Genomic DNA, 23,437 nt, shown 5'->3' on the forward strand with positions numbered 1-23,437 from the left:
ACGCTGAAATGTGCTGACAAACTTCGGGGTGTGGGACTAAGGTAGGTGGCGCCCGCTGGCGCCGGCGATGGCGCCGGGGCCACACGCCCGCAACGTTGAGGAGTCAATGACGATGAAGACGATCTCCCACTGGATCGACGGCCAGTACTACGAGGGCAGCCCGGTCGGGCGCTTCCCCGTCGAGAACCCCGGCACCGGCGAGGTGGAGGCCGAGCTCCTCCAGGCCTCCGACGCCGACCTCGACCACGCCGTCGAGGTGGCCGCCCGGGCCCAGAAGGAGTGGGCGGCGTACTCCCTGGCCAAGCGCACCGCCATCATGTTCCGCATGCGCGAGCTCGTCCTGGCCCACCAGGACGAGATGGCCCGCATGATCGTCGAGGAGCACGGCAAGAACTACTCCGACGCCATCGGGGAGATCCAGCGCGGCCGCGAGACCCTCGACTTCTCCACCGCCATCAACCTGGCCCTCAAGGGGGAGTACTCCTACGACATCTCCAGCGGCGTCGACATCCACACCCTGCGCCAGCCGGTGGGCGTCGTCGCGGGCATCTGCCCCTTCAACTTCCCGGCCATGGTGCCCATGTGGATGCACCCGGTGGCCATCGCCACCGGCAACGCCTTCATTCTCAAGCCGGCCTCCGCCACGCCGTCGGCCGCCCTGCTGACCGCCGAGCTCTACAAGGAGGCGGGCCTGCCCGACGGCGTGTTCAACGTCGTCTCGGGCAACCGCGACATGGTCTCAGGGATCCTCAAGCACCCCGGGATCGACGCGATCTCCTTCGTGGGCTCCACCCCGGTGGCCCACATCGTCCAGGACACCGGCGTGGCCCACGGCAAGCGCGTCCAGGCCCTGGGTGGGGCCAACAACCACGCCATCGTCATGCCCGACTCCGACCTTGACTTCGCCGCCCAGCACATCTGCGCCGCCGCCTTCGGGGCCGCCGGCGAGCGCTGCATGGCCCTGCCCGTGGTCGTGGCCGTCGGCGGATGCGGCCCGGACCTGGCCCGGCGCGTCAAGGCCCACGCCGAGAGGATCAAGGTCGGCTACGGCATGGACGAGGGGGTGGAGATGGGCCCCGTCATCGATGCGAAGTCCAAGGAGTTCATCATCGGCCTCATCAACGAGGGCGAGTCCAAGGGCGGCGAGGTCGTCCTCGACGGCCGCGGCCTGGTCATCCCCGGTCACGAGAACGGCCACTTCCTGGGCCCCACCATCGTGGACAACGTGCCCCTGGACTCCGAGCTCTACAGCCAGGAGGTCTTCGGGCCGGTCCTGTCCATCGTCCACGCCGAGACCTACGAGGAGGCGATCGGGATCGTCAACGCATCCCCCTTCGGCAACGGCGCGGCGATCTTCACCAACGACGGCGGTGTGGCCCGGCGCTTCGAGCTCGACGTCGAGGCCGGGATGGTCGGCATCAACGTGCCCATCCCCACCCCGGTGGCCTACTACTCCTTCGGCGGGTGGAAGGAGTCCCTCCTGGGCGACACCCACATCCACGGACCCGAGGGCGTGCGCTTCTGCACCCGGGCCAAGGCGATCACCAGCCGCTGGCCCTCGGAGAAGACCTACGCCGCGACCATGTCCTTCCAACGCGAGGAGTAGGACCGGGGCCGTCGATGGCTGATACCGCACTCACCAGGCTCGGTCCCGGTGCGTCCCGCCGGTCGCGGCCCGCGGCGCGGACCCTGGAAGCAGCCGTCCTCCCCACACGGCGGGATAGCGCCCCCGAGGGCGCTGCCCCCGGCTGCGCCCCTGGCCGGCACGGGCGGGCCGGCGAGATCCATGGGCCACCGCTCAGCCGCATCGACGGCGAGCCCGGTGCCTGAGCCCCGCCCGCCCGCGCCGCAGGGGCCGCGCAGCCCGGTGCGCCTGCGCCTGTACGCCTGGGTGACGGGGCTTGTCCTGGGATCGCTCGATGCCATCCTGGCGCTGAGGATCGCTCTCGGCCCCGGTGCGGGCGGGTCGTGGATCACCAGTCCACTGGCCGTGGTCCTCCTCATGTGCGGATCGGCGGCGGTGGGGTCGGCCGCAGGCGCCCCGGTCATCCGCCGCCTGGGGGTCCGGGCGGCTGGGGCGGGGGCCGACCTGCTCCTCATCATCGGTGCCGTCCTGGCCGCACTCCCGGAGGCCCGCGTCGACGCTGCCCTCGCCCTGGGAGCCGCTGCCCTGGGAGCCGCCCTGGTGGGCCTGGGTGCGGGGCTGCTGCTTCTGGTGGCGCCGCAGGCCTGCCACGAGTTGGCCCTGCCCGGCCACAGGCGCCTCATGCCCCAGGCCATCGCCCTGGTCCCGGTGGGTGCGGCGCTGGGACTGCTGGGCTCCTGGTGGCTGGCGTACCCACTGACCGCGGGCTGGCTGGGAGTCGTGGCGGTGGCACTGGCCCACCTGGGGATGGTGCTGGCCCTGCCCCCGAGCCCGGTCTGGTTGGCCGGCCGGGGGCGCGACCTCGAGGCCTTCGGGGTGCTGCGCCGCCTGCACGGCGCCCTGGAAGCGGCAGTGGCTATCGACTGGGCGCGTCACGAGGCGGGCATGGCCGCCGAGCAGCAGCCCCTGACCCTGGCCGATCTGCGCGTCCGGGGGATCCGACGGGCCGCCGGCGCCGCTGCGGTGCTCGTCATTGCCCAGGAGGCGCCTCTGGGCGCCGCCGCCATCATCCTCGCCCCGGCCGTCATCCTGGTCCTGGGAGGATCGGGGGCCCAGGTGGCGGTCAGCGCCGTGGGATGGCTCCTCATCGCAGTCCTGGCGATCCTGCTCGCCGCGGCCACCACCGCCAGGCGCTTCATCGCGGTCATGCTCGGGGTGAGCCTGGCGGTCATCGCCTCCACACTGCTGGTCGCCTTGACGGCGGTCTCCGGGCGGGCCGCACTCTGGCTCGCCGTCATCCCCCTGGTGGTCATCGCAGGGGCCCAGCAGGCACTGGTGCTCCCGGCCTGCCAGGGCGCGGTGGATCCGCGCGTGCCCCCATGGCTGGTGGGGGCGCAGCGCCGGATGGTGGCCGTGGGCCGGTCGTTGGCGCGCATCCCGGCGCTCGCGGTCCCCTTGGTGGCCCTGGAGCGCGGCGGCCCGGAGGTGATGGCCTGGGTCTTCTTCGCCATGGCCCTGGCCTCGGCAGTCGTGGTCATGGCGCGCCTGCCTCGCGAGATCGGTGTGCCCTGACGCAGGGCCGTCCGGTGCGCCGGTGCCGGATAGGGACCTTCAGCCCCTCTTTTTGTCAGGACAAAAGGCGTAGGCTGCGGTGAATGGCGCGAACCGGGCCTGCCGGTGGGCCCGACGTCGTCGCGACCCAGTACCTGCGCACCTGCGGCACCACGAGATCCAGCGCACTCACCGAGAGGCAATCGAGCATGACGAGCAACGAGGCAGTCCAGACCCCTGAGAAGACCATCTCCGACACCATCCCCGAGACCATGATGGCCGCAGTCCTGCGCGATCCCGCCAGGGGCCTGCAGATCGAGACCCTGCGCACCCCGCGGCCCAAGGCGGGCGAGGTCCTCATCAAGGTGGCCGCCTGCGGCCTGTGCCACTCCGACCTTCACGTCATGGGCGGCGCCATCGCCTTCCCCCTGCCTGCCGTCCTGGGGCACGAGGTCTCGGGCACCATCGTGGAGGTCGGGCCCGGCAACGAGAACATCGGGCTGGAGGTGGGGCAGCGGGTGGCTGGGGGCTTCCTCATGCCCTGCGGTCAGTGCGAGGCCTGCGCCTCTGGGCGAGACGAGCTGTGCGGCCCCTTCTTCGAGCTCAACCGCCTCAAGGGGGTCCTCTACGACGGCACCACCCGCCTGGCCACCACCGAGGGCGAGCCGGTGGCCATGTACTCCATGGGAGGGCTGGCCCAGTACGCCGTCGTGCCCGCCACTGCGGTGGCGCCCGTGCCCGAGAGCATCGACATGGTTCCCGCCGCCATCCTGGGCTGTGCGGCCATGACCGGCTATGGCGCCGTGCGCCGCGGGGCCGACCTGCGCTTCGGGGAGAGCGTGGCGGTCGTCGCGGTGGGGGGAGTGGGCACGAATATCGTCCAGATCGCCAGGGCCTTCGGCGCCAGCCAGGTCATCGCCATCGACGTCGACGACGACAAGCTCGCCCCCATGCTCGACTACGGCGCCACCGCGGTGGTCAACTCCGCTACCCACGACGCCCGCCAGGAGGTTCTCCGGCTCACCGGTGGACGGGGGGTGGATGTCTCCTTCGAGGCCCTGGGCATCCCCGCGACCTGGACCACCGCCCTGGATGTTCTCGCCGACGGCGGGCGCATGGTGCCCATCGGCCTGGGGGCCGGGGTGCAGACCGCCGGGGTGGAGATCAACCGCACCGTGCGCCGCTCCCAGTCGATCCTGGGCTCCTATGGGGCGCGCACCCGTCAGGACCTGCCCGCCGTGGTGGAGCTGGCGGCCAGCGGCGTCATCAGCTACAAGGAGATCGTCTCGCGCCGCCTGCCGCTGCAGGAGGCGGGCCTGGGCTATGAGGCGCTGCACAACCGGGAGATCCGGGGCCGCGCCGTCGTCGATATGTCCCTCTAACCCCTTCCTTTCGACAATTTGCATGAGATCGTACTTCTCCAGGCCCGGAGAAGTACGATCTCATGCAAATTGTCGAAAGGAAGGAGGCGGGGAGGGGTGGATTAGCGGAGGGGGAGCTTGGTGAGGCCGGTGTAGAGGCCCACGCCCACGGTCGTGATGGTCAGCGCGGCAGACGCGAGGAGCAGCGCGGGGATCGAGGTGACGACGCCGACGGCCGCCATGGTCGCGACGGTGATCATCATGGCAACGATGGTCGCCATGAAGGTCAGGCGGCGCGCCTCGGCCTGGGCGTCGGTGGTCTGCTGGGCGGCGGTCTGCTGGGCAGCGGTCTGCTGGGCGGTGGTGGGGGTCTGGGCCTGTGCGGCGCGCTCGGCGACGGTGGTGGTCATGGCTGGATTCCTCTCGGTCGCGCCGAGCAGGGCCGCTGGCCTGATCGCCGTGCGTCCCTGCACGGCGATGTGCAGCCCTTGCGGGGCTGGGCGGAGGTTCCTCCGTCGCCGGCGAGCCTACGGAGGGCCGCGCACTTTGTCCAGACAAACAAGTGTGACCTGTGCGCCGCCGCTATGGCCGCACCAGGGCTCGCCACCGCTGGGCCGCCGTTGGGCCTCCACCGGGCCGCCCGGCTATCCTGGCCCGGTGACGACCAGCCAGACTCCCGCAGACCACCCCGCCGGGCCCGTCCTCGTGGTGGACTTCGGCGCCCAGTACGCCCAGCTCATCGCTCGCCGCGTGCGCGAGGCCTCCGTCTACTCCGAGATCGTGCCCCACTCGATGCCGGTGGCGGACATGCTGGCCAAGGAGCCCGCCGCCATCATCCTGTCGGGCGGACCCTCCTCGGTCTACGCCGATGGGGCGCCGGGCATCGACCCCGCCCTGTTCGACGCCGGGGTCCCGGTCCTGGGCATCTGCTACGGCTTCCAGGCCATGGCCCAGGCCCTGGGCGGGAGGGTCGGGCGCACCGGGACCCGGGAGTACGGCCACACCCCCGCCACGGTGGCCTCCGCCAGCTGCCTGTTCGCCGGCACGCCCGCCGATCAGGTGGTGTGGATGAGCCACGGCGACGCCGTCCAGGCCGCCCCTGAGGGCTTCGAGGTCACCGCCTCGACCGACCAGACCCCGGTGGCCGCCTTCGAGGATCGCGGACGCCGCCTCTACGGGCTCCAGTGGCACCCCGAGGTGCTCCACTCCGAGCACGGCCAGTCCGCCCTGGTCAACTTCCTGCACCATGAGGCCGGCATCCCCGCCAGCTGGACGCCGGGCAACATCATCGAGGAGCAGGTGGCGCGCATCCGCGAGCAGGTGGGCGATGCCCACGTCATCTGCGGTCTGAGCGGCGGGGTGGACTCCTCGGTGGCCGCGGCCCTGGTGCACAGGGCGGTGGGCGACCAGCTCACCTGCATCTTCGTGGATCACGGGCTGCTGCGCGAGGGCGAGCGCGAGCAGGTGGTGCGCGACTACGCCGAGGGCATGGGCATCCGCGTCATCGCCGTCGATGAGTCCGAGCGCTTCCTGGCCGCACTGGCCGGGGTCACCGAGCCCGAGGCCAAGCGCAAGATCATCGGCCGGGAGTTCATCCGCTCCTTCGAGGCCGCCCAGCGCCGGGTCGTCGAGGAGGTCGGCGCCGCCGGCGGGCAGATCAGGTTCCTGGTCCAGGGCACCCTCTACCCCGACGTCGTGGAGTCCGGCGGCGGGGAGGGCGCCGCCAATATCAAGAGCCACCACAATGTGGGCGGCCTGCCCGAGGACCTCGACTTCGAGCTCATCGAGCCGCTGCGCGAGCTGTTCAAGGACGAGGTGCGCACCATCGGGCGCGAGCTGGGCGTGCCGGCCAAGATCGTGGCCCGCCAGCCCTTCCCCGGCCCCGGCCTGGGCATTCGCGTCATCGGGGAGGTCACGGCCGACAACCTGCGCATCCTGCGGGCCGCCGACGCGATCGCCCGCGAGGAGCTGAGCGCGGCGGGCCTGGATGAGGAGATCTGGCAGTGCCCGGTGGTGCTCCTGGCCGACGTGCGCTCCGTGGGCGTCCAGGGCGACGGGCGCACCTACGGCCACCCGATCGTGCTGCGCCCCGTGAGCAGCGAGGACGCCATGACCGCCGACTGGACCCGCCTGCCCTACGACGTCCTGGCCCGCATCTCCAACCGGATCACCAACACCGTTCCCGAGGTCAACCGCGTGGTCCTGGACTGCACGTCCAAGCCCCCGGGCACCATCGAGTGGGAGTGAGGCGCGCGGGAGCCGGGCGCTTGCCGGGGTGATCCCCGGCGCCAGTGCCCCGGCTGGGGCGGCGCCAGGTTCCGGATTAGGATGGCGCCAACATCCGGGTTGAATGGGCGCCAAGTTCCTGGTTGAGTGGGCGCCAACATCCGGGTTCGCCCTGCAGGGCTCCGGCGGTTCGCGGATCTGCGTAGGTCATCACGTTCCACTGGGCCCTGGCTGGATGCTCAGTCGGGTTCGAGCAGGCGTCAAGGAGTGGGTCTTATGGCCGGGCAGCACTATCGTCCCAGGGTTGTCGACTCATTGGTGGACGACGTCCTGGGGTACTCGGGGGGACTGCTCATCGAGGGGGTGAGGGCTTGCGGCAAGACCATGACGGGGCGGCGTCACGCCTCCTCCGAGATCGCCATGGACTCCGGCCTGCCCCAGGTGCGGGCAGCTCTGGAGCTGGATCCAGGTCTCCTGCTGGATGGGCGGGTGCCACGGCTCATCGACGAGTGGCAGGTAGCGCCGGTCCTGTGGAATGCCGTGCGGCGGGAGATCGACAGCAGGCAGGCGGTGGGGCAGTTCATCCTCACCGGATCCTCCGTCCCTGCTGAGGATGCTGTGCGCCACTCGGGGGCCCATCGCATCTCTCGGGTGAGGATGCGCCCGATGACCTTGTTCGAGCGCGGACTCGCAACGGGAGAGGTCTCACTGATGGCGCTGTTCAACGGCGAGGAGCCTGAGCGCACGCTCGACTCGGGCGTCGATGTGCGCCAGTGCCTGGAGGCACTGGTGCACGGAGGGTGGCCCGGCGACCTTGATGCCACAACGGCACAGGCGCAACGGCACCTTCGCGACTACATCGATGACCTGGTCACTATCGACATTGGCCGGCTCGATGGTGAGCCGCGGCGCGATCCGGTCCGCATGCAAGCGCTTCTGCGCGCCCTGGCCCGGCATGTCGCCAGCGAGGTCTCCTTTTCCTCCATCGTCAAGGACATGAGCGGCAGGGCGATCACGGCGGAGACGGTGGCAGCCTACATCAACGCTCTCAAGAGGCTCTTCGTCATCGAGGAGCAACCCGCGTGGGCGCCGCATCTGCGGTCCCGCTACGCGGTGCGCACCTCCTCCAAGCTCCACTTCGTCGACCCTGCCCTCGCCGCCGCGGTGACCGCCACCTCGGTGGAGCGGCTCATGCAGGACCTGGAGACAGCCGGGCTGTGGTTCGAGTCCCAGGTGGTCCAACATGTGCGCATCTTCGCCGAGCTTCACGGGGGCCGCATCTACCACTACCGCGATAAGGCGGGTAAAGAGGCTGATGTGGTGGTCGAGCTCGACGACGGACGCTGGGCCGCCATGGAGGTCAAGCTCGGCGCCCGGCAGATCCCCTCTGCCCAGGGATCGCTGGCGGCCTTCGTGAGGGACATCGATACCGCGCGCACCGGGGCGCCGGTCTTCACCGCGGTCGTCACCGCGAATGGCCCGACGATGCGGATGCCCGACGGCGCACTCACCTTCCCGCTCAGCGCGCTTCGCCCCTAGACGCCGGGCCCGTGCTCCCGCGGCGGGCTCCCGGTGGGCAGGAGTGCAGGGGGTCGGCCACATGATGCAACGAACCGGTCCAAGCCGGGCGAGGCCCGGGCTGACGAGGCTGCCCGTCACGTGCGCTCACTGGCTCAGTGGGTCGACGACGACCGGATGGCAGCGCCCTTTCTCCTGGCAGTCCTCACCGCGGGTGCCGCCGCCTGCCGGCGCGATGACGGCGTCCTGGTCATCCCCCTGGCCCGCCCGGGGCTATGAGGCGGGGCCGGCTCGTCGGGCGCTGACGACGGACGATACTATGCGAGGCGAATGACCGCCCCACGGCGCCCAGGTGCCGTGGGGCGGATCGCGCGACTCACGGAAAGAGCGCGCGATAAGAGAGAAGAAGACAATTCGTCAAAGGATGCTGAGGCAGTCATGGGCGTGATGGGCGCGGTGAAGAGGATCGGCGTGGGGGCCGGAGCCCTGGTACTGGCGGGCGGCGGATTCGCTGCGGGTGTGACCTACGCGAACTGGGGCGACCCGGTCATCACCGCGCACGGGATCGAGCAGCAGATCTCCACCAGCTCCGAGCTGACCACGGTCAAGGTCACCCACACCGGTCTGATCCGCTACGAGGAGGGCAGCATTCCCCTGATCAACAAGAAGACCTTCAACATGATCTACTCGGCCAATGTCCGGGTGGGCGTCGACCTGACGGATGTCGACGTCACCGTTGAGGGCAAGCAGATCACGGTGGAGATCCCCAAGGCCACGGTCCAGCAGATCGCGATCGACCCCAGCTCCATCGTCATGTACGACAAGAGCTTCACGCTCATCAGCGGCAGCAGCGAGGAGGATGTCACGGCGGCGATCGCCGAGGCCGAGGCCGACATCTCCAAGAACCTGGACGACGAGACCCTCATGGCCACCGCCGACCAGCAGGCCGAGGACGTCATCGAGGGCCTCCTCCAGCCCTTGACCACCGGCTCGCAGGGCTACACGATCCAGTTCGTCCACGACGACGGCCCCGTCCCCCAGTAGCCGTGGACACCCAGGACTCCCGCCCCGGCTCTGCCGCCTCCCGCCGCGCCGTCGTCGGCCTGGGAGCCCTGGGCGCCGCAGCGCTCCTGACCGCCTGCGGCGCATCCCGCGACTCCACCACCGACGACGAGCCCGGCACTCCGGGGCCCGCACCCCCCCGCCCACCGGGGAGCCCACCGCCCCTGGACACCGGCGCCCTGCCCACGATGGACTACCGGGGGCTCGATCTGACCCTGGACGACCGGGGGCGAGTCCCTGGCCGGCCGCCTCGGCCTCATTGCGGCCTGAGTGCCACAGCGACGCCCGACGGCGGTGATGCCCGACGGCGTCGAGAGGGCGCTGGCCCGGGCGGGAGCGTGCGCACCGGCGCCGCGGTATGGCATGGTGCCGCTCGATGACACGCTCCCCCTGCACCTCCCGCCCCCTGGCCCTCACCGTGGAGGGCCAGCGCCTCGGCGGCCTGGCCTACATCCCCGACGACGCCTCCTTCACCCCCGCGCCGCTGGTCGTGTGCTGCCACGGCATGGAGGGCTCCCACACCCGGGTCGCCCCCATGGCCCGGCGCTTCGCCGCCGCCGGGGCCGTGGCGGTGTGCTTCGACTTCCGCGGCGGGGGCGGCAGCGCCAGTGACGGCGACCCCCTGGCCATGTCCGTCCTGACCGAGCTGGCCGACCTGGAGGCCGTGCTCGCGGCGGCCTGCGCATGGACGGAGGTGGACTCCTCCCGGGTAGCGCTCTTCGGCCTGAGCCTGGGAGGGGCCGTGGCCGCGCTCGCGGCCGCCCGGCGCCCCCAGCAGATCAGCGCCCTGGCCCTGTGGTACCCGGCCCTGGGGCTGGCCCGCGACCTGCGGGCCCACTTCCGCAGCCTGGAGGCCGTGCCCGCGGAGTTCGACTACCGGGGCAGCCGCCTGGGGCGCGCCTACGCGCGCGATGCCTGGGGACTGGATGTCGATGCCGAGCTCTCCGCCTACCGCCGCCCGGTGCTCCTGGTCCACGGCGATCAGGACCGCGCGGTGCCCCTGTCGGTCTCCCTGCGGGCTGCCAGCGCCCTGCCCGACGCCGAGGTGGTCACCATCCCCGGTGCCGCCCACGGCTTCGGGGACGCCAACTGGGAGCGCGCCATGAGGACAACCACCGGCTTCCTGGCCTGGAACGGCATCCTGGAGGGGTGAGCCCCCGCGGCAGCACGGTGGCGTTCTGGATAGTGAGACCGTTGTGCAGCGCGGGGGGACCTCCTGCCTAACCTGTGCGAGCCGGAACAATTCGTCCGGTGATCCCACCCACGAGAGAAGCACGATGACACCGCTTCCCACCGCGCTCAGTGCCTTGTCCGCCCTGCCCCAGGCAGCCCGGGCCGCGATGATCGAGGCCTGCTGTGGGTGCCCCTGTTGTTGTCCCGGCACACCGGAGCCCATGCCCAGCTGCTGCTGAGCGGATGACGGCGGGCCCGTCGCCCCGGGCCGGTGCCAGGACCAGTGGCCCTCTCCGCGGCCTGCCCCACCGCCACGGGCCCGTCGGGCACTGGGCCTGGTGCGCCGCCTGCGCGACTGACCGCCCCCGGCTCCGGGGCCCCGGCAGCCTGCGGTGCCCGCCGGTGCGCTGACCGGAGCCGTCCCTGAGGGCTGCATCGATGGCTCCGCCAACCGCCCTGAGCCGCCGCCCCAGCAGCCCGCCCGCACTGCCCCTGGGGCCAGCGCCCCGAGAGGGACCGAGGCGCGGCAGGCGCCCGCGGGGGCGACCGGCCCCGGGCGGACAGGCCCGGGGCACCGTTCCCGCGCAGAGCCTTCCCACATCGTGCCTGCGCACCTCCGCGCAGCGCCCCACCGGGCGCAGGCCAGCCCCTGCCATCGCCGGGCCGTGAGCACCACAGCCCCGCATCTGCACCGCCCGCCTCGCCGACCACCCGCCCCGCTCCCCGCCGATCCACCCGCTGGCCGGCGGCGAGCCCCGGCGAGTACGGGACCGGCGGTGCGCACTGCCCAGTACGAGCCGGTGCTCATCGCCGCTGACAGTCCCTGACCCGACCCTGACCGCACTCACAGCAGGTCCCGGTCCAGACCCCACCAGACCAGTCCAGATCCGACCCCGACCAGCCGCTCCACCGAGCAGGAATGAGTACTCATGACACTGGACCCCGCTTCCTCGACCCCCTCCTCCAACGACTCCGTCAGCAGTTCCCCCAGCGAGGCCTTCGGCGCCTTCTTCGACGATTCCCTCAGAGACTCTGCCACCACCCTTATCAGGCAGGCCGGCGCCTGGGCCGCCGAGGTCGATGCGGCTTCGCGCACCCCTCGGCCGCTGCTGGAGGAACTGGCAGGGGCCGGCCTGCTGGACCTGGGCGTGGAGGCGCGCCTGGCCGCCGGCCCCCGCGCCGATGACGTGAGCGCCCCCGCCGCACTCATTGCCGCCCTGGCCACCCAGTGCATGACCACCGCCTTCGGCCTGTGGGCCCACCGCGTGGTCCAGGAGTACCTGGCCCGTGGTGAGCGCAGCGCGGCCACCGAAGGGGTCCTGGCCGACCTGCGGGCCGGACGGCGCTTCGGGGCCACGGCCATGGCCGCCGGGCTGAAGTGGCTGGCGGGCGTGGGCGATCTGGCCGTCCATGCCGAGCCCCAGGGCACGGGATGGCGCCTGAGCGGCTTCATCCCCTGGGTCTCCGTGCTCCTGGAGGACTCCGTCATGGTGGTCCCGGCACGCACGCCCCAGGGCACCATCGTGGTCTGGGTGCCGGTCAGCCAGGTGCGGGTATCCCCGGTCACCGGCCTGCTGGCCCTGGATGCCACCGCCTCGGGCAGCGTCACCCTCGACGGCGTCGCCGTGGGCGCGCACCAGGTGATCAGCACGGACCTGGCCGCCTTCGCCCGGGGCTTCAAGCCCACCATGCTCGCCCTGCAGTCCTCCTTCAGCGTGGGCCTCATCCAGCGGTCCCTGGCCGAGAGCGCCTCCGCCGCGGACCGGGACGGCAATGCCGTCTTCGCCTCCGATCTTGCCCGGTTGCGCGACGACGTCGAGGCTCACCGGCGCCGCTGGCAGGCACTGGTGGCCGACGTGGGCGCGGCCAGCGCCCGAGAGATCCTGGAGGTCCGCCTCCAGGCCTCCGATCTGGCGGTGCGCGCCACCCGCCTGGAGGCCACCCTGGCCGGCGGGCGCGGGTACCGCCTGGCCTCGGGTGCCGCGCGGCGCCTGCGCGAGGCCGCCTTCCTACCCGTCCAGTCACCCTCGGAAGGACACCTGCGGTGGGAACTGTCGTCGCTCGACTGAATGACGTCGGGGTCGCCTACAGCGGCGTCGATGCGCTCAAGGATATCAGCCTGGAGATCACCCATGGGCGCCAGCTGGCGGTCCTGGGCCCCAGTGGTGCGGGGAAGTCCACGCTCCTGGGGCTGCTGACCCGCGAGCTGGGCCCCAGCTCGGGAAGCATCGAGTGGCCGGCCGCGCGCCTGCGCGAGGGCGTGGTGCGCCAGCAGCCGCTGCTCTTCGAGTGGCTGACGATCCGTGAGAACGTGGGCTTCGGGCAGCGGCTTCGGGCCAATGAGCCGGACGAGGCACTGGTCGATGAGCTGCTCGACCTGCTGGGCATCACGGCCGTGGCCGGGGCCTACCCCGACCAGGTCTCGGGCGGCCAGGCCCAGCGCGCCTCCTTCGCCCGTGCCCTGGCCATCCGCCCCGACCTGCTCATCCTCGATGAGCCCTTCAGCGCCCTGGACCCGGCCACGCGCTCGGACCTGCAGCTGTGGCTGCGAGGGGAGCTGACCTCACGGGGCCTGAGCAGCGTGCTGGTCACCCATGACCTGGATGAGGCGCTCGTCCTGGCCGACGAGATCGTGCTCATCTCGGCGGGCTCCATCGTCGGGCGCTGGCCGAACCCCGCGCCGGCCGCGGACCAGGCCGCCGCCCTGGCCCACCCCCTGCGCACGCCGATCCGGCAGGCCTACGACTCCACGGCATCCACGAGGTCGGCCATCCCCGTCCCCGGAGCCGGGGCGGGGGAGGCGGTGGGTACCACGGTGCCCACCGCGGTATTCGACGGATCCAAGAACCAGGACGAGCCCGTTGATGAGCGCAGATAGGTAGGACGATGAGACGACGCGACATCCTCGCCCTGGCGGGGCGACTGGGCTCGGCCTCGGCGGTGGTCGCCCTGGGGGGCTATGGCGCCTGGCGCTCCGTGGCGCCGCCCCGGCAGGGTGCCGGCAGCCTGCTGGGACGGCCTCTGCGGGTCGGGTACCTGCCGATCACCGATGCCTCCGCCCTCCTCATCGCCCACGAGCGCGGCCTGTGGGCGGCCGCGGGGGTGGCCTCGGCGCCCCCGGTCCTCTTCCGCTCCTGGGACGCCCTGGGCCAGGCCATCCTCGTGGGCGAGGTCGATGTGGTCCACATGCTCATGCCCATGGCACTGCAGTTCAGGTTCGCCGCCTCCGCCCCCATCCGGGTCATCGCCTGGGGGCACACCAATGGCTCCTGCATGGTCACCGCCGGCCCAGAGCCGAGCACCGGTGCTCACCCGCAGGCCCAGGCGGCCGGGCTGGCCGGCGGCCGGCTGGCGGTGCCGTACTGGTGGTCCATCCACTCCGTCATCACCCAGCGGCTCCTGGGCTCCTGGGGACTGCGGCCGGTCATCGGCACCACTGCCGGGCCCCAGGAGGTCGAGCTGGTGGTCATGCCCCCGGCCGAGATGGTCTCGGGCCTGGCCAGCGGTGCCATCGCGGGCTTCACCGTGGCCGACCCCTTCGGGGCGGTGGCCGAGATCCAGGGGGTGGGCCATGTGAGCAGGCTCCTGGGCGATGTGTGGCGGGACCATGCCTGCTGCGGCCTGGTGGTGCGCCAGGACCTCATCGACTCCTCGCCCCGGGCGGTCCAGGCCGTCGTCGACGGGCTCATCGCCGCCCAGGCCTGGCTGGAGGACAACCGGGGCCGGGCCGCCTCCGTGCTCACCAGTGCGGGCTACCTGCCCCAGGCCCGCCCCGCCGTCGAGCGCGCCTTGGAGCGCCCCGCACCCGCCTGGGCCGGCCACCCCGACTGGCACGGGCAGAGGCTGGGCTTCAGCGCCTTCCCGCACGAGTCCTACACCACCACCCTGGTGGACATGCTGGGCCAGACCGCCGTGGACGGCGATCGCTCCTTCCTGGAGGGCCTGGATCCGGCCCGCGCCCACCGCGAGCTGGTGGACGACGCCTTCGTGCGCGCGGCCCTGGAGCGCGCGGGCACGCCCGTGCCGCACAGGACTGAGGAGGTCGGCCCATGAGCACCACGACCGCCCACCGCCCGTGGCCCCACCTGGCCGCGCCCACCGCCCGGCTCCTGGCCCCCGTGGCGGGCGTGGCCGCCACCGTGGGGCTGTGGTGGCTGGCCACCGACATCCTGTTCAGCTCCCGTCCTCTGGTCCAGCAGTTCTCGCCCACCAGGACCCTGACCGGCCTGGTGGAGCTGGCCGCCGACGGCGTGCTCCTGACCGCCGCCGCCTCCAGCGTCTTCCGCCTCCTGTGCGGGCTGGCCCTGGCGGTGGCGGTGGGATTCGCCGGGGGAGTGCTCGTCGGCTCCTGGCCTCCGGTGGAGCGCACCGCGGCCCCGACCCTGCTGTTCCTGCGGATGGTCTCGCCACTGTCCTGGGCGCCGGTGGTCATCATCGCCTTCGGCGTGGGCGATCCGCCCGTGGTGGCCCTGGTGGCCGCCGGGGCCGTGTGGCCGGTGCTCAGCTCCGTGGCCGACGGCGTGCGCCGGGTCAATCCCAGCCACCTGGCCGTGGCCCGCTCCCTGGGCGCCACCCGCACCGAGGCACTGCGGCGGGTGACCTGGCCGACCACCCGTCCCGCCCTGCTGGCCGGGGTGCGCCAGGCACTGGGCATCGCCTGGGTGGTGCTCGTGCCCGCGGAGATGCTGGGGGTGACCTCCGGCCTGGGCTACCAGATCATGAACGCCAAGGACCAGCTGGCCTACCACCACATCACCGCCCTCATCGTGGTCATCGGGACCCTGGGATACCTCATCGACTCCGTCGCCCGCTGGGCGCTGGCGACTCGACGCGAAAGGCAGGAGCGCTCATGAGACTGGTCGTCGTATCGGCGGGGCACGCACCCGCATCCGGGACGAGCCGCCTGGGGCGCCTCATCGCCCAGGAGGTGGTGCGCCAGCGGCCGGGCACCACCGCCGAGCACCTTGAGGTACGCACCATCGCCACCGAGCTGGTCGCAGCCCTGACCACGGGCGAGGACACCGTGGCGGTCCAACAGGCCACCAGGCTGGTCAGCGCGGCGGACGCCCTGGTGCTGCTGACCCCCACGATCAACGCCTCCTTCTCCGGCCTGCTCAAGTGCTTCCTGGATGCGCTGCCACGAGACGCGCTCAGGGGCGTGCCCACGCTCATGGGCGCCACCGGCGGCACCCGGCGCCACACCCTGGTCCTGGATCAGAGCCTGCGCCCGATGCTCGCCTCCCTGCGCGCCGTCGTCCTGCCCAGCGTGCTGTTCGTCACCTCGGGGGAGTGGCAGGATCAGGAGCCCGGCCCTGAGCTGGGACGGCGGGTGGAGGCCTCCTCCCGTGAGCTCATCCGATTCCTGGCGCTGAGCGGCTGAGCCCGCAGCACAGGGACTTCCCCGTGGCAGCGCGGCGGCATAAGGTGCACGGACAGCCCACCGGCCGCCCGACGCGCCATCACCCAGGAGGAGCCATGCCCGACTTCCAGGCGACCACCGACAAGAAAGTGGCGGTCTTCATCGCCCCCGGCCTGGAGGAGGTCGAGGCCCTGGCCGTGGTGGACCTGCTCTTCCGCGCGGGCATCGCCACCGACATGATCTCGGTGACCCAGGACCGCAGCGTCGTGTCCTCCCACAACATCATCGTCACCTGCAACCGCACCCTGGATGAGGCCGACCTGGCCGACTACGACATGCTCGTCCTGCCCGGTGGCCTGCCCGGCACCCCCAACCTCAAGGCCTGCCGGCCCCTCATGGACGAGGTCCGATCCCGCGTGGAGGCCGGCCGCCCGGTGGCGGCCATCTGCGCCGCCCCCTCCATCCTGGCCGAACTGGGCCTCCTGGAGGGCCGTGAGGCGACGTCGAACCCCGGCTTCCTCGGCGTCCTGGCCGACCACGGTGCCCGCACCAGCGAGGCGAGCGTCGTCATCGACGGCAGCATCATCACCTCCCGGGGCATGGGCACCGCCATCGACTTCGGACTGGAGATCGTGCGCCACTACCTGGGGGACGAGGCGGTGGAGGCGCTCAAGACCGCCATCGTCTACCAGGGCTGACAGCCTCCTGGCGGGCGCAGGGCTCAGGAGCGGGACCCGCGCCGGGGGAGCAGGGCCATCACCAGCAGTGCCACGCCGACGGCCGCCAGGATGACGATGCCGGTGGTCACCAGATCGACGCGCACCCCCAGGCCGATCACCACCAGCAAGACCCCCACCAGCAGCAGGATCGTGCCCCACACGAGCGTGGCCGGGCTCATCCCCTGAGGCTCGGCGGTGCCTGCGCCGGCCACGGTCCTGGCCGACCACACGCCATCCTGCGCCCGGGGATCCGGCCCGCCCAGCGGCACTCCGGGGCCCTGCGGCGCCTGGCGCGCCCCGTCCTTGCCCATGCTGCGGGCCGGGCCGTCGGGGGACTGCTGACCGTCGGCCCCCGCCGGCTTATGCGGGCTCGTGGGCAGGACGGAGGTCTGGGCCTCCCGGCTGCTCTGCTGCTCTGACATGCCCGCCCCGGCGGTCACGTCAGAGTCCATCTCAGTACTCATCTCGGTGGTCGGCTCGGCCTCGGGCGCCTGCTGCTGGCCGCGGCTCTCATGCGTCTGGCTCATGGTCCTCACTCCTTGTCTGTGGGGCTGTCTGTGGGGATGTCTGTGGGGATGTCTGTGGGGCTGTTAGTGGGTCTGCCGGTGGGTCTGGGGCGTGCGCCTGTGGGGCCCGTGTCGATCTGCGGACTCCTCGGATCGCGTGGTGGGCCCCGTGGGACGGCCTTACCGGGTCGGTGAGGCCGAGGGCTCGGCGGAGGCCGACTGGCTGGACCCCGCACTCGGCTCCGCACTGGGCTCCGTGCTGGGTGCGTCGCTGGGCTGCGCGCTCGGCCCCGGGCTGCTGGAGCCATCCGAGGAGGGGGCGCCCTCCTCCAGCACCCTGTGGGAGACGCAGGCCTCATAGCGCTCGCGCTCGGTTGTGGAGAGCTCGTCGAGGTCCTCCCAGGCGTCGCTGTCGTCGAGGTCCTCCAGGCTCGTGCCCTCCAGGCAGGAGGCAGCGACGTCGGTGCCGATCGCGGGATGCTCCATGCCGGGCACGGGCGAGACGCCCCGTCCGTGGTGCTGTGCGCCGTCGGCGTCGGTCCAGGTGCTGACCACCCAGGTCCTCTGGGTGGGGTCACCGGTCCAGGTGGTCTCCTCTGGCACCTCGGTGATCTCGATCGTGCCCGCCGCCATCTCGGTGTCGATGGTCAGGACGGGGCCGGCCGTCTGCGCCGCAGGCGAGGTCAGCGCCACCTCCCGTCCCGCTCCGGTCGACTCCGCGGTGTACCGGGTGATCCGCTCTCCGGACAGCGTGTGGTCCTCGGTCTGAGAGGCCTGGAGCCTGAGATCGGAGATGCTGTTGCCGCCCGTGGTGCTCCACTGGCTCAGGAGGTCAGCGCTCAACTCGCCCGCCCCGGCCTCGGAGGTGATGCGCAGGGAGCGGCCGGGGTGGGTCAGGACCTGCAGCCGGCCCGCGGCCATCTCCACTGACACGCTGTGCGCACCGGTGGCGTCCTCGGGCATGTCCCGCAGGTCCAGGACGATACTGCCCGCGCCGCGCTTGAGATCCTGGAGCGGCGCGGTTCCGGAGCTCAGGTCGGCCCAGGTGTAGACCGTCTCGCTGCCGCCGAGGATCCCACCGTCGTCCCGCCAGTGGGTATGGCTGTGGAGGACCAGGCCCGCAACGAGGGCGGGCACCGCGAGCAGCAGCATGGGAACCCCCATAGCCGCGATCCAGCCGCCCCGTCGACGACGCAGCGCACTGAGGACTGTTGCCCCGCCCAGGATGATGAGCACCGCCCCGGTCAGGCACACCACGGCCTGCCCGGCGCCAAGGGCTCCGGTGCTGATCGCCAGCAGCGCGGCCGCGCAGGCCAGGAGCGTCAGCCCCAGGACGGCCAGGCCGGTGCCCCGGCCCGGGGCCGGGCGGCGCGGGGGCCGGGGCACCGGCCGGGGGACGGCGTAGGCCGCCTGGTGGGGGACCGCATGCGGGCGGGGGCTGTACCCCGGTAGGTGGCCCGGTGCTGTGCGGGGCGGCGCACCGGGGCCGGTCGCACCGGGAGAGGCGGTGCTGTGCGGGGCGGCGCCGGGAGGCGGAACCGCCCCGCCGGGCGGCTGGTGCCCGGTCACGGCCCCGGGCGCCCAGGACGCGGCGGAGGCGGGGTGCGCCGTGGACGCGGGGTGCGCGCCAGGACCAGGGTATGCGGCAGGCATGGGGCCCGGTGCGGGCGCGCCGAAGGGCGCCGGGCGCTCCGCGGCGCTGGAGCCGCTGGGGCCGTGGTGCCCGCGGCCCCTGGAGTAGTTGATGCCGCCCACGATCACCAGGGCGAGGACGCCGATCCAGAAAAAGCCCCACACAAGGCCGCCGAAGACGGGCAGGCCCCAGGCATCGACATACCAGGTGGGGACGAGCCCGCCGTCGAGCAGGGGCAGGCCGATCGCCACCGCCCCCATCGCCCCCGCCAGACCCGCATCGAAGTCCCCGGACAGCGCCTGCTCGGCGTGGATGCGCCCATCGGACTCCTCGGGCAGGAGGGCCCAGGCCAGGCCGTAGACGATGAGGCCGAGCCCGGAGAACACGGTGATGACGACCCACACGCAGCGCACCAGCGCCGGGTCGACGTCCAGTCGGCGGGCCACGCCCCCGGCCACCCCGCCCACCCAGCGCTCCTGAGTGCGCACGAGGCCGGAGCGTCGGATCGAGGCGAAGAAGCCGCCGAGCGCCTCCGGGGAGCGGCCCCGGCCCGGGCCTCCCGGATCGCCGGGCGCCGTGGCGAAGGGGTTGATCCGCGGGTCACCGGGCGCCTGCCTGCCCGGGGGGACCTGACCGCCCGGGCCCGACTGCTCCTGCGGGCGGTGCGGCTCCTCATGGTGCCCGGGGGGCGCCTGGTGGTCCTGGGCCGGGTGATCGGCCGACTGGTGGGGCGGCGGAGAGGGCGGTGCGCCCCGATCCGCGCCGTCGCGTCGCTCGGTGCTGCCGCCGTCGCCGGGGGAGGGGGGCTGGGGGTCATCGGCGCTCATGGCTGGCTCCTCAAGGGTGTCGTTGCTCTCATCATGGGTCAGGGATCGCTGGGGTGTCCGGGGGTCGCGGCCTCAGGGCGTGGCGCCGGCCGACGGCAAAGGGCCGGCTGTGGGGCCGGGTGCCGGGGTGGCGGCGGCCGCCTGCTCCCGGTCCGTGGCGGCCTGCTGCGCGCAGTCGCGGTAGGCCTGCCGCTGCTCGGCGGTGAGCTCGTCGAGGTCCCCCCACGCATCCCAGTCGCGGCCGGGGCGATCCCGGTCCTCATCGGCGTCCCCATCGGCGGAGCCCGAGGAGATGCCGCGGGCCCGGTCCACGCACTGCTGCGCCCTGCGGGCACTGATCGCCGGGTGGGTCATGCCCGGGACAACGAGATCATGGTCATCGAGATGGATCCGCCCGGTCTCATCGCGCCAGTACTCCACGACCCACACCTCCTGGGCGGCGTCCCCCGCCCAGGTCACCTCCTGGGGGCCGACGACGGTGACCTGGCCTGCGCCCAGGCGCGCCCGCACCGTCAGGGCGGGTCCGTCGGACTGCGCGGTCGGAGAGCGCAGGGTCGCCGAGCGCAGGGGGGCGCCGCTGGAGGTGGTGGAGATCCGGGCCGGAGCGCCGTCCACCGTGTACTCCTCCTCATCCCACACCTCCTGCGGGCCCATATCCCACGTATCCCAGCCGTCGTGCCCCGTGGTGCCTCGTGCCCGCGTGCCGTCCATGGACCAGACCCGGGGAGCGCGGGCCGAGAACCACGCCATGGAGGACTCGGCCTCCACCGCGATGGGAGCATCCTCGCGAGTGAGGATCCGCACCTCACCCACGCCGACCTCCAGGTCGATCGTGCTCAGCGCCGGGGCCTCCTGCGGCATCTCGCGCAGGTCGAGGATGACCTGGCCCCCGGCCATCACCGGCAGCTCCCGGCCGGTGCCCTCGCCGGCCTCGACCAGGTCCTGCCAGGTGTAGGTGGTCCGTCCCACCGCCTCCTCCATCCTGTTGACCGGGATGGCCCGCACGGCGGCGGGCACTGCGGCGCCCACGGCCAGGACGGGAAGGGCCACCAGCAGGGCGGGCCAGCCCAGCAGGCTCATCCAGCCGCCGCGACGGCGCCCCACCCCACTGGCCACGATCCCGGCCCCCAGGATCCCCACCGGCACTCCGAGCAGGAGCAGGCCCCCGTTGACCAGGCCAACGGCGCCGCGCGTCAGGAGCAGGCCGATGAGGGCCGTGGCCAGCAGGGATAGGGCCAGGACGACCAGGCTCAGGCGTCGAGCGGGCCCCCTGCGCCTCATCGGGGCGGGTCGCTGAGGGAGCGAGGGCCCGCCCGGGCCGGTGTCGTGGGCCGGAGGTGCGGGGGCGGAGGGAGTGGAGTGGTACGGGGCGCTGGCATCCATGTCGTCATCCTGCGCTGCGCCCCGGGGCGCGCGCGATCAGGGAACACCCTGATCGGCCCCGGATATCGGGGGATTCCTCCCCTGATCGAGCCCCCTGAGGACCCGCATCGCGGCGGGATGGGGGCATGATGAGGCCATGACGACGACGCAGCCCGGCCGCCTTCCGGGGCGGGCCGGTCCACAGGGCCCCGCCGCCGGCCCTGCGCCGTCCGCCCCCGATGCCCCGGCCTCCCAGCGCCTGGCGCTCAGGCGCCCGGGGCGGCGCCTGGCAGCTGCGCCGCCCCACGTCCCGAGGCCCGAGCCCGCCTCCTCCCGCCGGCCCGCCCTCATCGCCGGGGTGTGCGCCGGGGTGGGGGCCCACCTGGGCCTGCCCGTGCGGCAGGTGCGGCTGGCGGCCGTCGTCCTGGCCCTCGCCGGGGGAGCGGGCCTGCTGCTCTACCTCCTGCTGTGGGTGGCGGTGCCCGTGGGCGACCCCTGGGCCGAGGCCTGGGGCACCCGGTCCCCGGCCCGGCGGCGCCTGGCCTCCCGCCCCCGGGCGAGCACAACCGCCTCGCGCCGCCTGGGCACCGCCCTGGGCGGGGGCGCACTCCTTGCGGCCGCTGCCCTGGCCGCCCTGTGGCGCAGCGGCGGCCTGCGGGATGTCGGCGTCCTACTGCCCCTGGTCCTCATCGTCTCCGGCGCGGCCCTGGCCTGGTCCCAGGTCGATGCGCTCACCGGCCCCGCACGCCGGCCCGGCGCCGCGCTGCGCCTGGCCGGGGGCGTGGTGCTGGCCGCCGTGGGCATCGTGCTGTGGGTGGCCTCTGAGACCCCGCCGCGGGCGCTGCTGGCCGGTGGCCTCACCGGTGGTGCCCTGGTGGTGGGCGTCGGCCTGGTGCTGGCGCCCCTGTGGCTGCGCACCCACCGCGCCCTGGCCGAGACCCGTGCCGCCGAGGCCCGCGAGGCCGAGCGGGCCGATATCGCCGCCCACCTGCACGACTCGGTGCTCCAGACCCTCACCCTCATCCGCCGGCGCTCGGGCGAGCCGGAGGTGGTCGCCCGCCTGGCCCGCTCCCAGGAGCGCGAGCTGCGGGCCTGGCTCTACACCGACCGCCCCGAGCCGGGCACCTCGGTGGCCGACGCCTTCCAGGACCTGGCCGGGGAGATCGAGGACCGCTACGGGGTGGCGGTGGATACCGTGTGCGTCGGCGACCGAGCCCCGGACCGCTCCACCGAGGTGGTGGTGGCCGCGGCGCGCGAGGCGCTGTCCAACGCCGTGCGCCACGGCGCCCCACCGGTCTCCCTCTACGTGGAGGCCGGGGCCTGGGGCACTGAGGTGTTCATCCGCGACCGGGGCGAGGGCTTCGATCCGGAGGACCTCGCCAGGATCGCCCCGGACCGCCACGGGGTGCGGGAGTCCATCATCGCCCGCATGGAGCGCCACGGGGGCCAGGCCCACCTGCGCCGCCTGGAGCGGGGCACCGAGGTCCGCCTGGTCCTGCCCGCCCCGGACTGAGGCTGTGCTCCGCCCTGCGCAAGCACTGCGGTAGCCGCAGCGGAGGCGGCGTGGAGACAGCGTGGAGACGCTGACAAGCATCGAGGAAGAAGTGAACACGACAGGAGTTCCCATGACCACCCCATCCCCTTCCACCGGCCCCGCCGCCACCCACGGCGGCCACCAGGAGGGCGCCGCCCTGCGCGTCCTGGTGGTCGATGACCACGCCCTGGTGCGCACCGGGGTGCGCGCCGAGTTGACCGCCCACGCCCCGGATCTCGACGTCGTCGCCGAGGCCGACGACGTCGAGGGCGCCATCGCCGCCGTCCATGCCCTCCAGCCCGATGTCGTCCTGCTCGACGTGCACCTGCCGGGGGGCAATGGCGGGGGAGGGGCCGAGGTGGTGGCCGCCTGCCACGATGTGCCCGCCACCCGCTTCCTGGCACTATCGGTCTCCGATGCCTCCGAGGACGTCGTCGGGGTTATTCGGGCCGGGGCCCGCGGGTATGTCACCAAGGCGATCTCCACCGAGGACCTGGCCCAGGCGGTGCGCCGTGTGGCCGCGGGGGACGCCGCCTTCTCCCCCCGACTGGCCGGATTCGTCCTGGACGCCTTCGGGGCCGGGGCGGGGGAGGTGGCGGTGGCCGACTCCGAGCTGGACCGCCTGTCCTCCCGGGAGCGGGAGGTCATGCGCCTCATCGCCCGGGGATACACCTACAAGGAGTGCGCCTCGGAGCTGTTCATCTCCATCAAGACGGTGGAGACGCATGTCTCGGCCGTGCTGCGCAAGCTCCAGCTGTCCAACCGCAATGAGCTGACCCGATGGGCGGTGGCCCGCCGCATCGTGTGAGGGCAGTTCTCCCCGGGCGCCTCGGCCTGCGGTGCTCGGGGACCGCTGTACCCTGTGACGTGCAGATACCGTGCAGATAACGTCTAGAGACCGCGTGGATGGCATCCAGATGCCGCGCAGATACCGTGCAGGCACCGTATCGATGACCGGCCGGTCGTGGGCGGGGGCCGTGCGGGTGCTGGGCGAGGGACGGTGTCGATACCGTACTGATGC

The 23,437-nt window shown here is 72.8% G+C and carries 21 protein-coding genes; 17 read left to right on the forward strand and 4 right to left on the reverse strand.

Annotated elements, in window-relative coordinates; translation table 11 throughout:
* The first annotated feature begins 112 nt into the window (after positions 1-112).
* The 3 genes from MANAM107_RS08715 to MANAM107_RS08725 all read left to right on the forward strand — a co-directional run bounded on the left by MANAM107_RS08715 (position 113) and on the right by MANAM107_RS08725 (position 4,518).
* The gene (locus tag MANAM107_RS08715) at positions 113-1,606 is read left to right on the forward strand and encodes a CoA-acylating methylmalonate-semialdehyde dehydrogenase (protein WP_223913012.1); all 1,494 of its coding nucleotides are present in this window, start codon (positions 113-115) and stop codon (positions 1,604-1,606) included.
* A 216-nt stretch (positions 1,607-1,822) separates the two neighbouring features.
* Entirely contained in the window at positions 1,823-3,157 is a 1,335-nt protein-coding gene (locus tag MANAM107_RS08720) for an MFS transporter (protein WP_223907450.1), read from the forward strand.
* A gap of 188 nt (positions 3,158-3,345) precedes the next feature.
* The gene (locus tag MANAM107_RS08725; RefSeq protein WP_223907453.1) at positions 3,346-4,518 is read left to right on the forward strand and encodes a zinc-binding dehydrogenase; all 1,173 of its coding nucleotides are present in this window, start codon (positions 3,346-3,348) and stop codon (positions 4,516-4,518) included.
* A gap of 101 nt (positions 4,519-4,619) precedes the next feature.
* Here MANAM107_RS08725 and MANAM107_RS08730 read toward each other — a convergent pair whose 3' ends face one another.
* Entirely contained in the window at positions 4,620-4,907 is a 288-nt protein-coding gene (locus MANAM107_RS08730; RefSeq protein WP_223907456.1) for a hypothetical protein, read from the reverse strand.
* 247 nt (positions 4,908-5,154) lie between these two features.
* Between MANAM107_RS08730 and guaA the strand changes: the two genes are divergently transcribed.
* From guaA to MANAM107_RS08790, 12 genes are all read left to right on the forward strand, one after another.
* Positions 5,155-6,744 carry a glutamine-hydrolyzing GMP synthase gene (guaA, locus tag MANAM107_RS08735; RefSeq protein WP_179900209.1) on the forward strand — a complete coding sequence of 530 codons (1,590 nt, stop codon included), beginning with the start codon at positions 5,155-5,157 and terminating at the stop codon, positions 6,742-6,744.
* A gap of 255 nt (positions 6,745-6,999) precedes the next feature.
* Positions 7,000-8,262, forward strand: coding sequence for an ATP-binding protein (locus MANAM107_RS08740; protein WP_223907459.1), 1,263 nt, complete (start codon positions 7,000-7,002; stop codon positions 8,260-8,262).
* 120 nt (positions 8,263-8,382) lie between these two features.
* Positions 8,383-8,520, forward strand: a complete 138-nt coding sequence (locus MANAM107_RS08745; protein ID WP_179900204.1) for a hypothetical protein — start codon at positions 8,383-8,385, stop codon at positions 8,518-8,520.
* Positions 8,521-8,679: 159 nt separating this feature from the next.
* The gene (locus MANAM107_RS08750; RefSeq protein ID WP_223907461.1) at positions 8,680-9,285 is read left to right on the forward strand and encodes a DUF4230 domain-containing protein; all 606 of its coding nucleotides are present in this window, start codon (positions 8,680-8,682) and stop codon (positions 9,283-9,285) included.
* Between the two features lie 2 nt (positions 9,286-9,287).
* The gene (locus tag MANAM107_RS08755; protein ID WP_223907464.1) at positions 9,288-9,683 is read left to right on the forward strand and encodes a hypothetical protein; all 396 of its coding nucleotides are present in this window, start codon (positions 9,288-9,290) and stop codon (positions 9,681-9,683) included.
* Positions 9,680-10,456 carry an alpha/beta hydrolase family protein gene (locus MANAM107_RS08760; RefSeq protein WP_223907467.1) on the forward strand — a complete coding sequence of 259 codons (777 nt, stop codon included), beginning with the start codon at positions 9,680-9,682 and terminating at the stop codon, positions 10,454-10,456. Before MANAM107_RS08755 ends, MANAM107_RS08760 begins: the two co-directional genes overlap by 4 nt.
* A 949-nt stretch (positions 10,457-11,405) precedes the next feature.
* Positions 11,406-12,545, forward strand: a complete 1,140-nt coding sequence (locus tag MANAM107_RS08765; RefSeq protein ID WP_223907470.1) for an acyl-CoA dehydrogenase family protein — start codon at positions 11,406-11,408, stop codon at positions 12,543-12,545.
* The gene (locus tag MANAM107_RS08770; protein WP_223907473.1) at positions 12,521-13,354 is read left to right on the forward strand and encodes an ABC transporter ATP-binding protein; all 834 of its coding nucleotides are present in this window, start codon (positions 12,521-12,523) and stop codon (positions 13,352-13,354) included. The genes MANAM107_RS08765 and MANAM107_RS08770 overlap by 25 nt, the downstream gene beginning before the upstream one ends.
* Positions 13,355-13,362: 8 nt before the next feature.
* Positions 13,363-14,529: an ABC transporter substrate-binding protein gene (locus tag MANAM107_RS08775; RefSeq protein WP_223907477.1), complete on the forward strand. Its 1,167-nt coding sequence runs from the start codon at positions 13,363-13,365 to the stop codon at positions 14,527-14,529.
* Positions 14,526-15,329, forward strand: a complete 804-nt coding sequence (locus MANAM107_RS08780) for an ABC transporter permease (protein ID WP_179901085.1) — start codon at positions 14,526-14,528, stop codon at positions 15,327-15,329. The genes MANAM107_RS08775 and MANAM107_RS08780 overlap by 4 nt, the downstream gene beginning before the upstream one ends.
* Complete coding sequence (locus tag MANAM107_RS08785; RefSeq protein ID WP_223907480.1) at positions 15,326-15,856, forward strand: NAD(P)H-dependent oxidoreductase; 531 nt, start codon at positions 15,326-15,328, stop codon at positions 15,854-15,856. Before MANAM107_RS08780 ends, MANAM107_RS08785 begins: the two co-directional genes overlap by 4 nt.
* A gap of 95 nt (positions 15,857-15,951) precedes the next feature.
* Positions 15,952-16,533: a DJ-1 family glyoxalase III gene (locus tag MANAM107_RS08790; RefSeq protein ID WP_223907484.1), complete on the forward strand. Its 582-nt coding sequence runs from the start codon at positions 15,952-15,954 to the stop codon at positions 16,531-16,533.
* A gap of 23 nt (positions 16,534-16,556) precedes the next feature.
* Here the strand turns inward: MANAM107_RS08790 and MANAM107_RS08795 are convergent, their stop codons facing one another.
* The 3 genes from MANAM107_RS08795 to MANAM107_RS08805 all read right to left on the reverse strand — a co-directional run bounded on the left by MANAM107_RS08795 (position 16,557) and on the right by MANAM107_RS08805 (position 20,903).
* The gene (locus MANAM107_RS08795) at positions 16,557-17,081 is read right to left on the reverse strand and encodes a hypothetical protein (RefSeq protein ID WP_223907488.1); all 525 of its coding nucleotides are present in this window, start codon (positions 17,079-17,081) and stop codon (positions 16,557-16,559) included.
* A gap of 159 nt (positions 17,082-17,240) precedes the next feature.
* Positions 17,241-19,520, reverse strand: coding sequence for a PspC domain-containing protein (locus tag MANAM107_RS08800; RefSeq protein WP_223907491.1), 2,280 nt, complete (start codon positions 19,518-19,520; stop codon positions 17,241-17,243).
* 72 nt (positions 19,521-19,592) lie between these two features.
* Positions 19,593-20,903, reverse strand: coding sequence for a hypothetical protein (locus tag MANAM107_RS08805; RefSeq protein WP_223907494.1), 1,311 nt, complete (start codon positions 20,901-20,903; stop codon positions 19,593-19,595).
* 136 nt (positions 20,904-21,039) lie between these two features.
* Here MANAM107_RS08805 and MANAM107_RS08810 point away from each other — a divergent pair, with 136 nt between their 5' ends.
* Together MANAM107_RS08810 and MANAM107_RS08815 are read left to right on the forward strand one after the other, a co-directional pair.
* The gene (locus tag MANAM107_RS08810; protein ID WP_223907497.1) at positions 21,040-22,395 is read left to right on the forward strand and encodes a PspC domain-containing protein; all 1,356 of its coding nucleotides are present in this window, start codon (positions 21,040-21,042) and stop codon (positions 22,393-22,395) included.
* A gap of 112 nt (positions 22,396-22,507) precedes the next feature.
* A complete protein-coding gene (locus MANAM107_RS08815; protein ID WP_223907500.1) occupies positions 22,508-23,224 on the forward strand; it encodes a response regulator in 717 nt (238 codons plus the stop codon).
* The last annotated feature ends 213 nt before the right edge of the window (positions 23,225-23,437 follow it).

The organism is Actinomyces capricornis (genome assembly GCF_019974135.1).
Classification (GTDB): domain Bacteria; phylum Actinomycetota; class Actinomycetes; order Actinomycetales; family Actinomycetaceae; genus Actinomyces; species Actinomyces capricornis.

What these genes read in the sequence shown, in the direction of transcription:
- MANAM107_RS08715 (WP_223913012.1), top strand. Translation starts at nt 113, where the DNA reads ATGAAGACGATCTCCCACTGGATCGACGGCCAGTACTACGAGGGCAGC.
- MANAM107_RS08725 (WP_223907453.1), top strand. Translation starts at nt 3,346, where the DNA reads ATGACGAGCAACGAGGCAGTCCAGACCCCTGAGAAGACCATCTCCGAC.
- MANAM107_RS08730 (WP_223907456.1), bottom strand. Translation starts at nt 4,907, where the DNA reads ATGACCACCACCGTCGCCGAGCGCGCCGCACAGGCCCAGACCCCCACC.
- MANAM107_RS08740 (WP_223907459.1), top strand. Translation starts at nt 7,000, where the DNA reads ATGGCCGGGCAGCACTATCGTCCCAGGGTTGTCGACTCATTGGTGGAC.
- MANAM107_RS08750 (WP_223907461.1), top strand. Translation starts at nt 8,680, where the DNA reads ATGGGCGTGATGGGCGCGGTGAAGAGGATCGGCGTGGGGGCCGGAGCC.
- MANAM107_RS08760 (WP_223907467.1), top strand. Translation starts at nt 9,680, where the DNA reads ATGACACGCTCCCCCTGCACCTCCCGCCCCCTGGCCCTCACCGTGGAG.
- MANAM107_RS08765 (WP_223907470.1), top strand. Translation starts at nt 11,406, where the DNA reads ATGACACTGGACCCCGCTTCCTCGACCCCCTCCTCCAACGACTCCGTC.
- MANAM107_RS08775 (WP_223907477.1), top strand. Translation starts at nt 13,363, where the DNA reads ATGAGACGACGCGACATCCTCGCCCTGGCGGGGCGACTGGGCTCGGCC.
- MANAM107_RS08780 (WP_179901085.1), top strand. Translation starts at nt 14,526, where the DNA reads ATGAGCACCACGACCGCCCACCGCCCGTGGCCCCACCTGGCCGCGCCC.
- MANAM107_RS08785 (WP_223907480.1), top strand. Translation starts at nt 15,326, where the DNA reads ATGAGACTGGTCGTCGTATCGGCGGGGCACGCACCCGCATCCGGGACG.
- MANAM107_RS08790 (WP_223907484.1), top strand. Translation starts at nt 15,952, where the DNA reads ATGCCCGACTTCCAGGCGACCACCGACAAGAAAGTGGCGGTCTTCATC.
- MANAM107_RS08795 (WP_223907488.1), bottom strand. Translation starts at nt 17,081, where the DNA reads ATGAGCCAGACGCATGAGAGCCGCGGCCAGCAGCAGGCGCCCGAGGCC.
- MANAM107_RS08800 (WP_223907491.1), bottom strand. Translation starts at nt 19,520, where the DNA reads ATGAGCGCCGATGACCCCCAGCCCCCCTCCCCCGGCGACGGCGGCAGC.
- MANAM107_RS08805 (WP_223907494.1), bottom strand. Translation starts at nt 20,903, where the DNA reads ATGGATGCCAGCGCCCCGTACCACTCCACTCCCTCCGCCCCCGCACCT.
- MANAM107_RS08810 (WP_223907497.1), top strand. Translation starts at nt 21,040, where the DNA reads ATGACGACGACGCAGCCCGGCCGCCTTCCGGGGCGGGCCGGTCCACAG.
- MANAM107_RS08815 (WP_223907500.1), top strand. Translation starts at nt 22,508, where the DNA reads ATGACCACCCCATCCCCTTCCACCGGCCCCGCCGCCACCCACGGCGGC.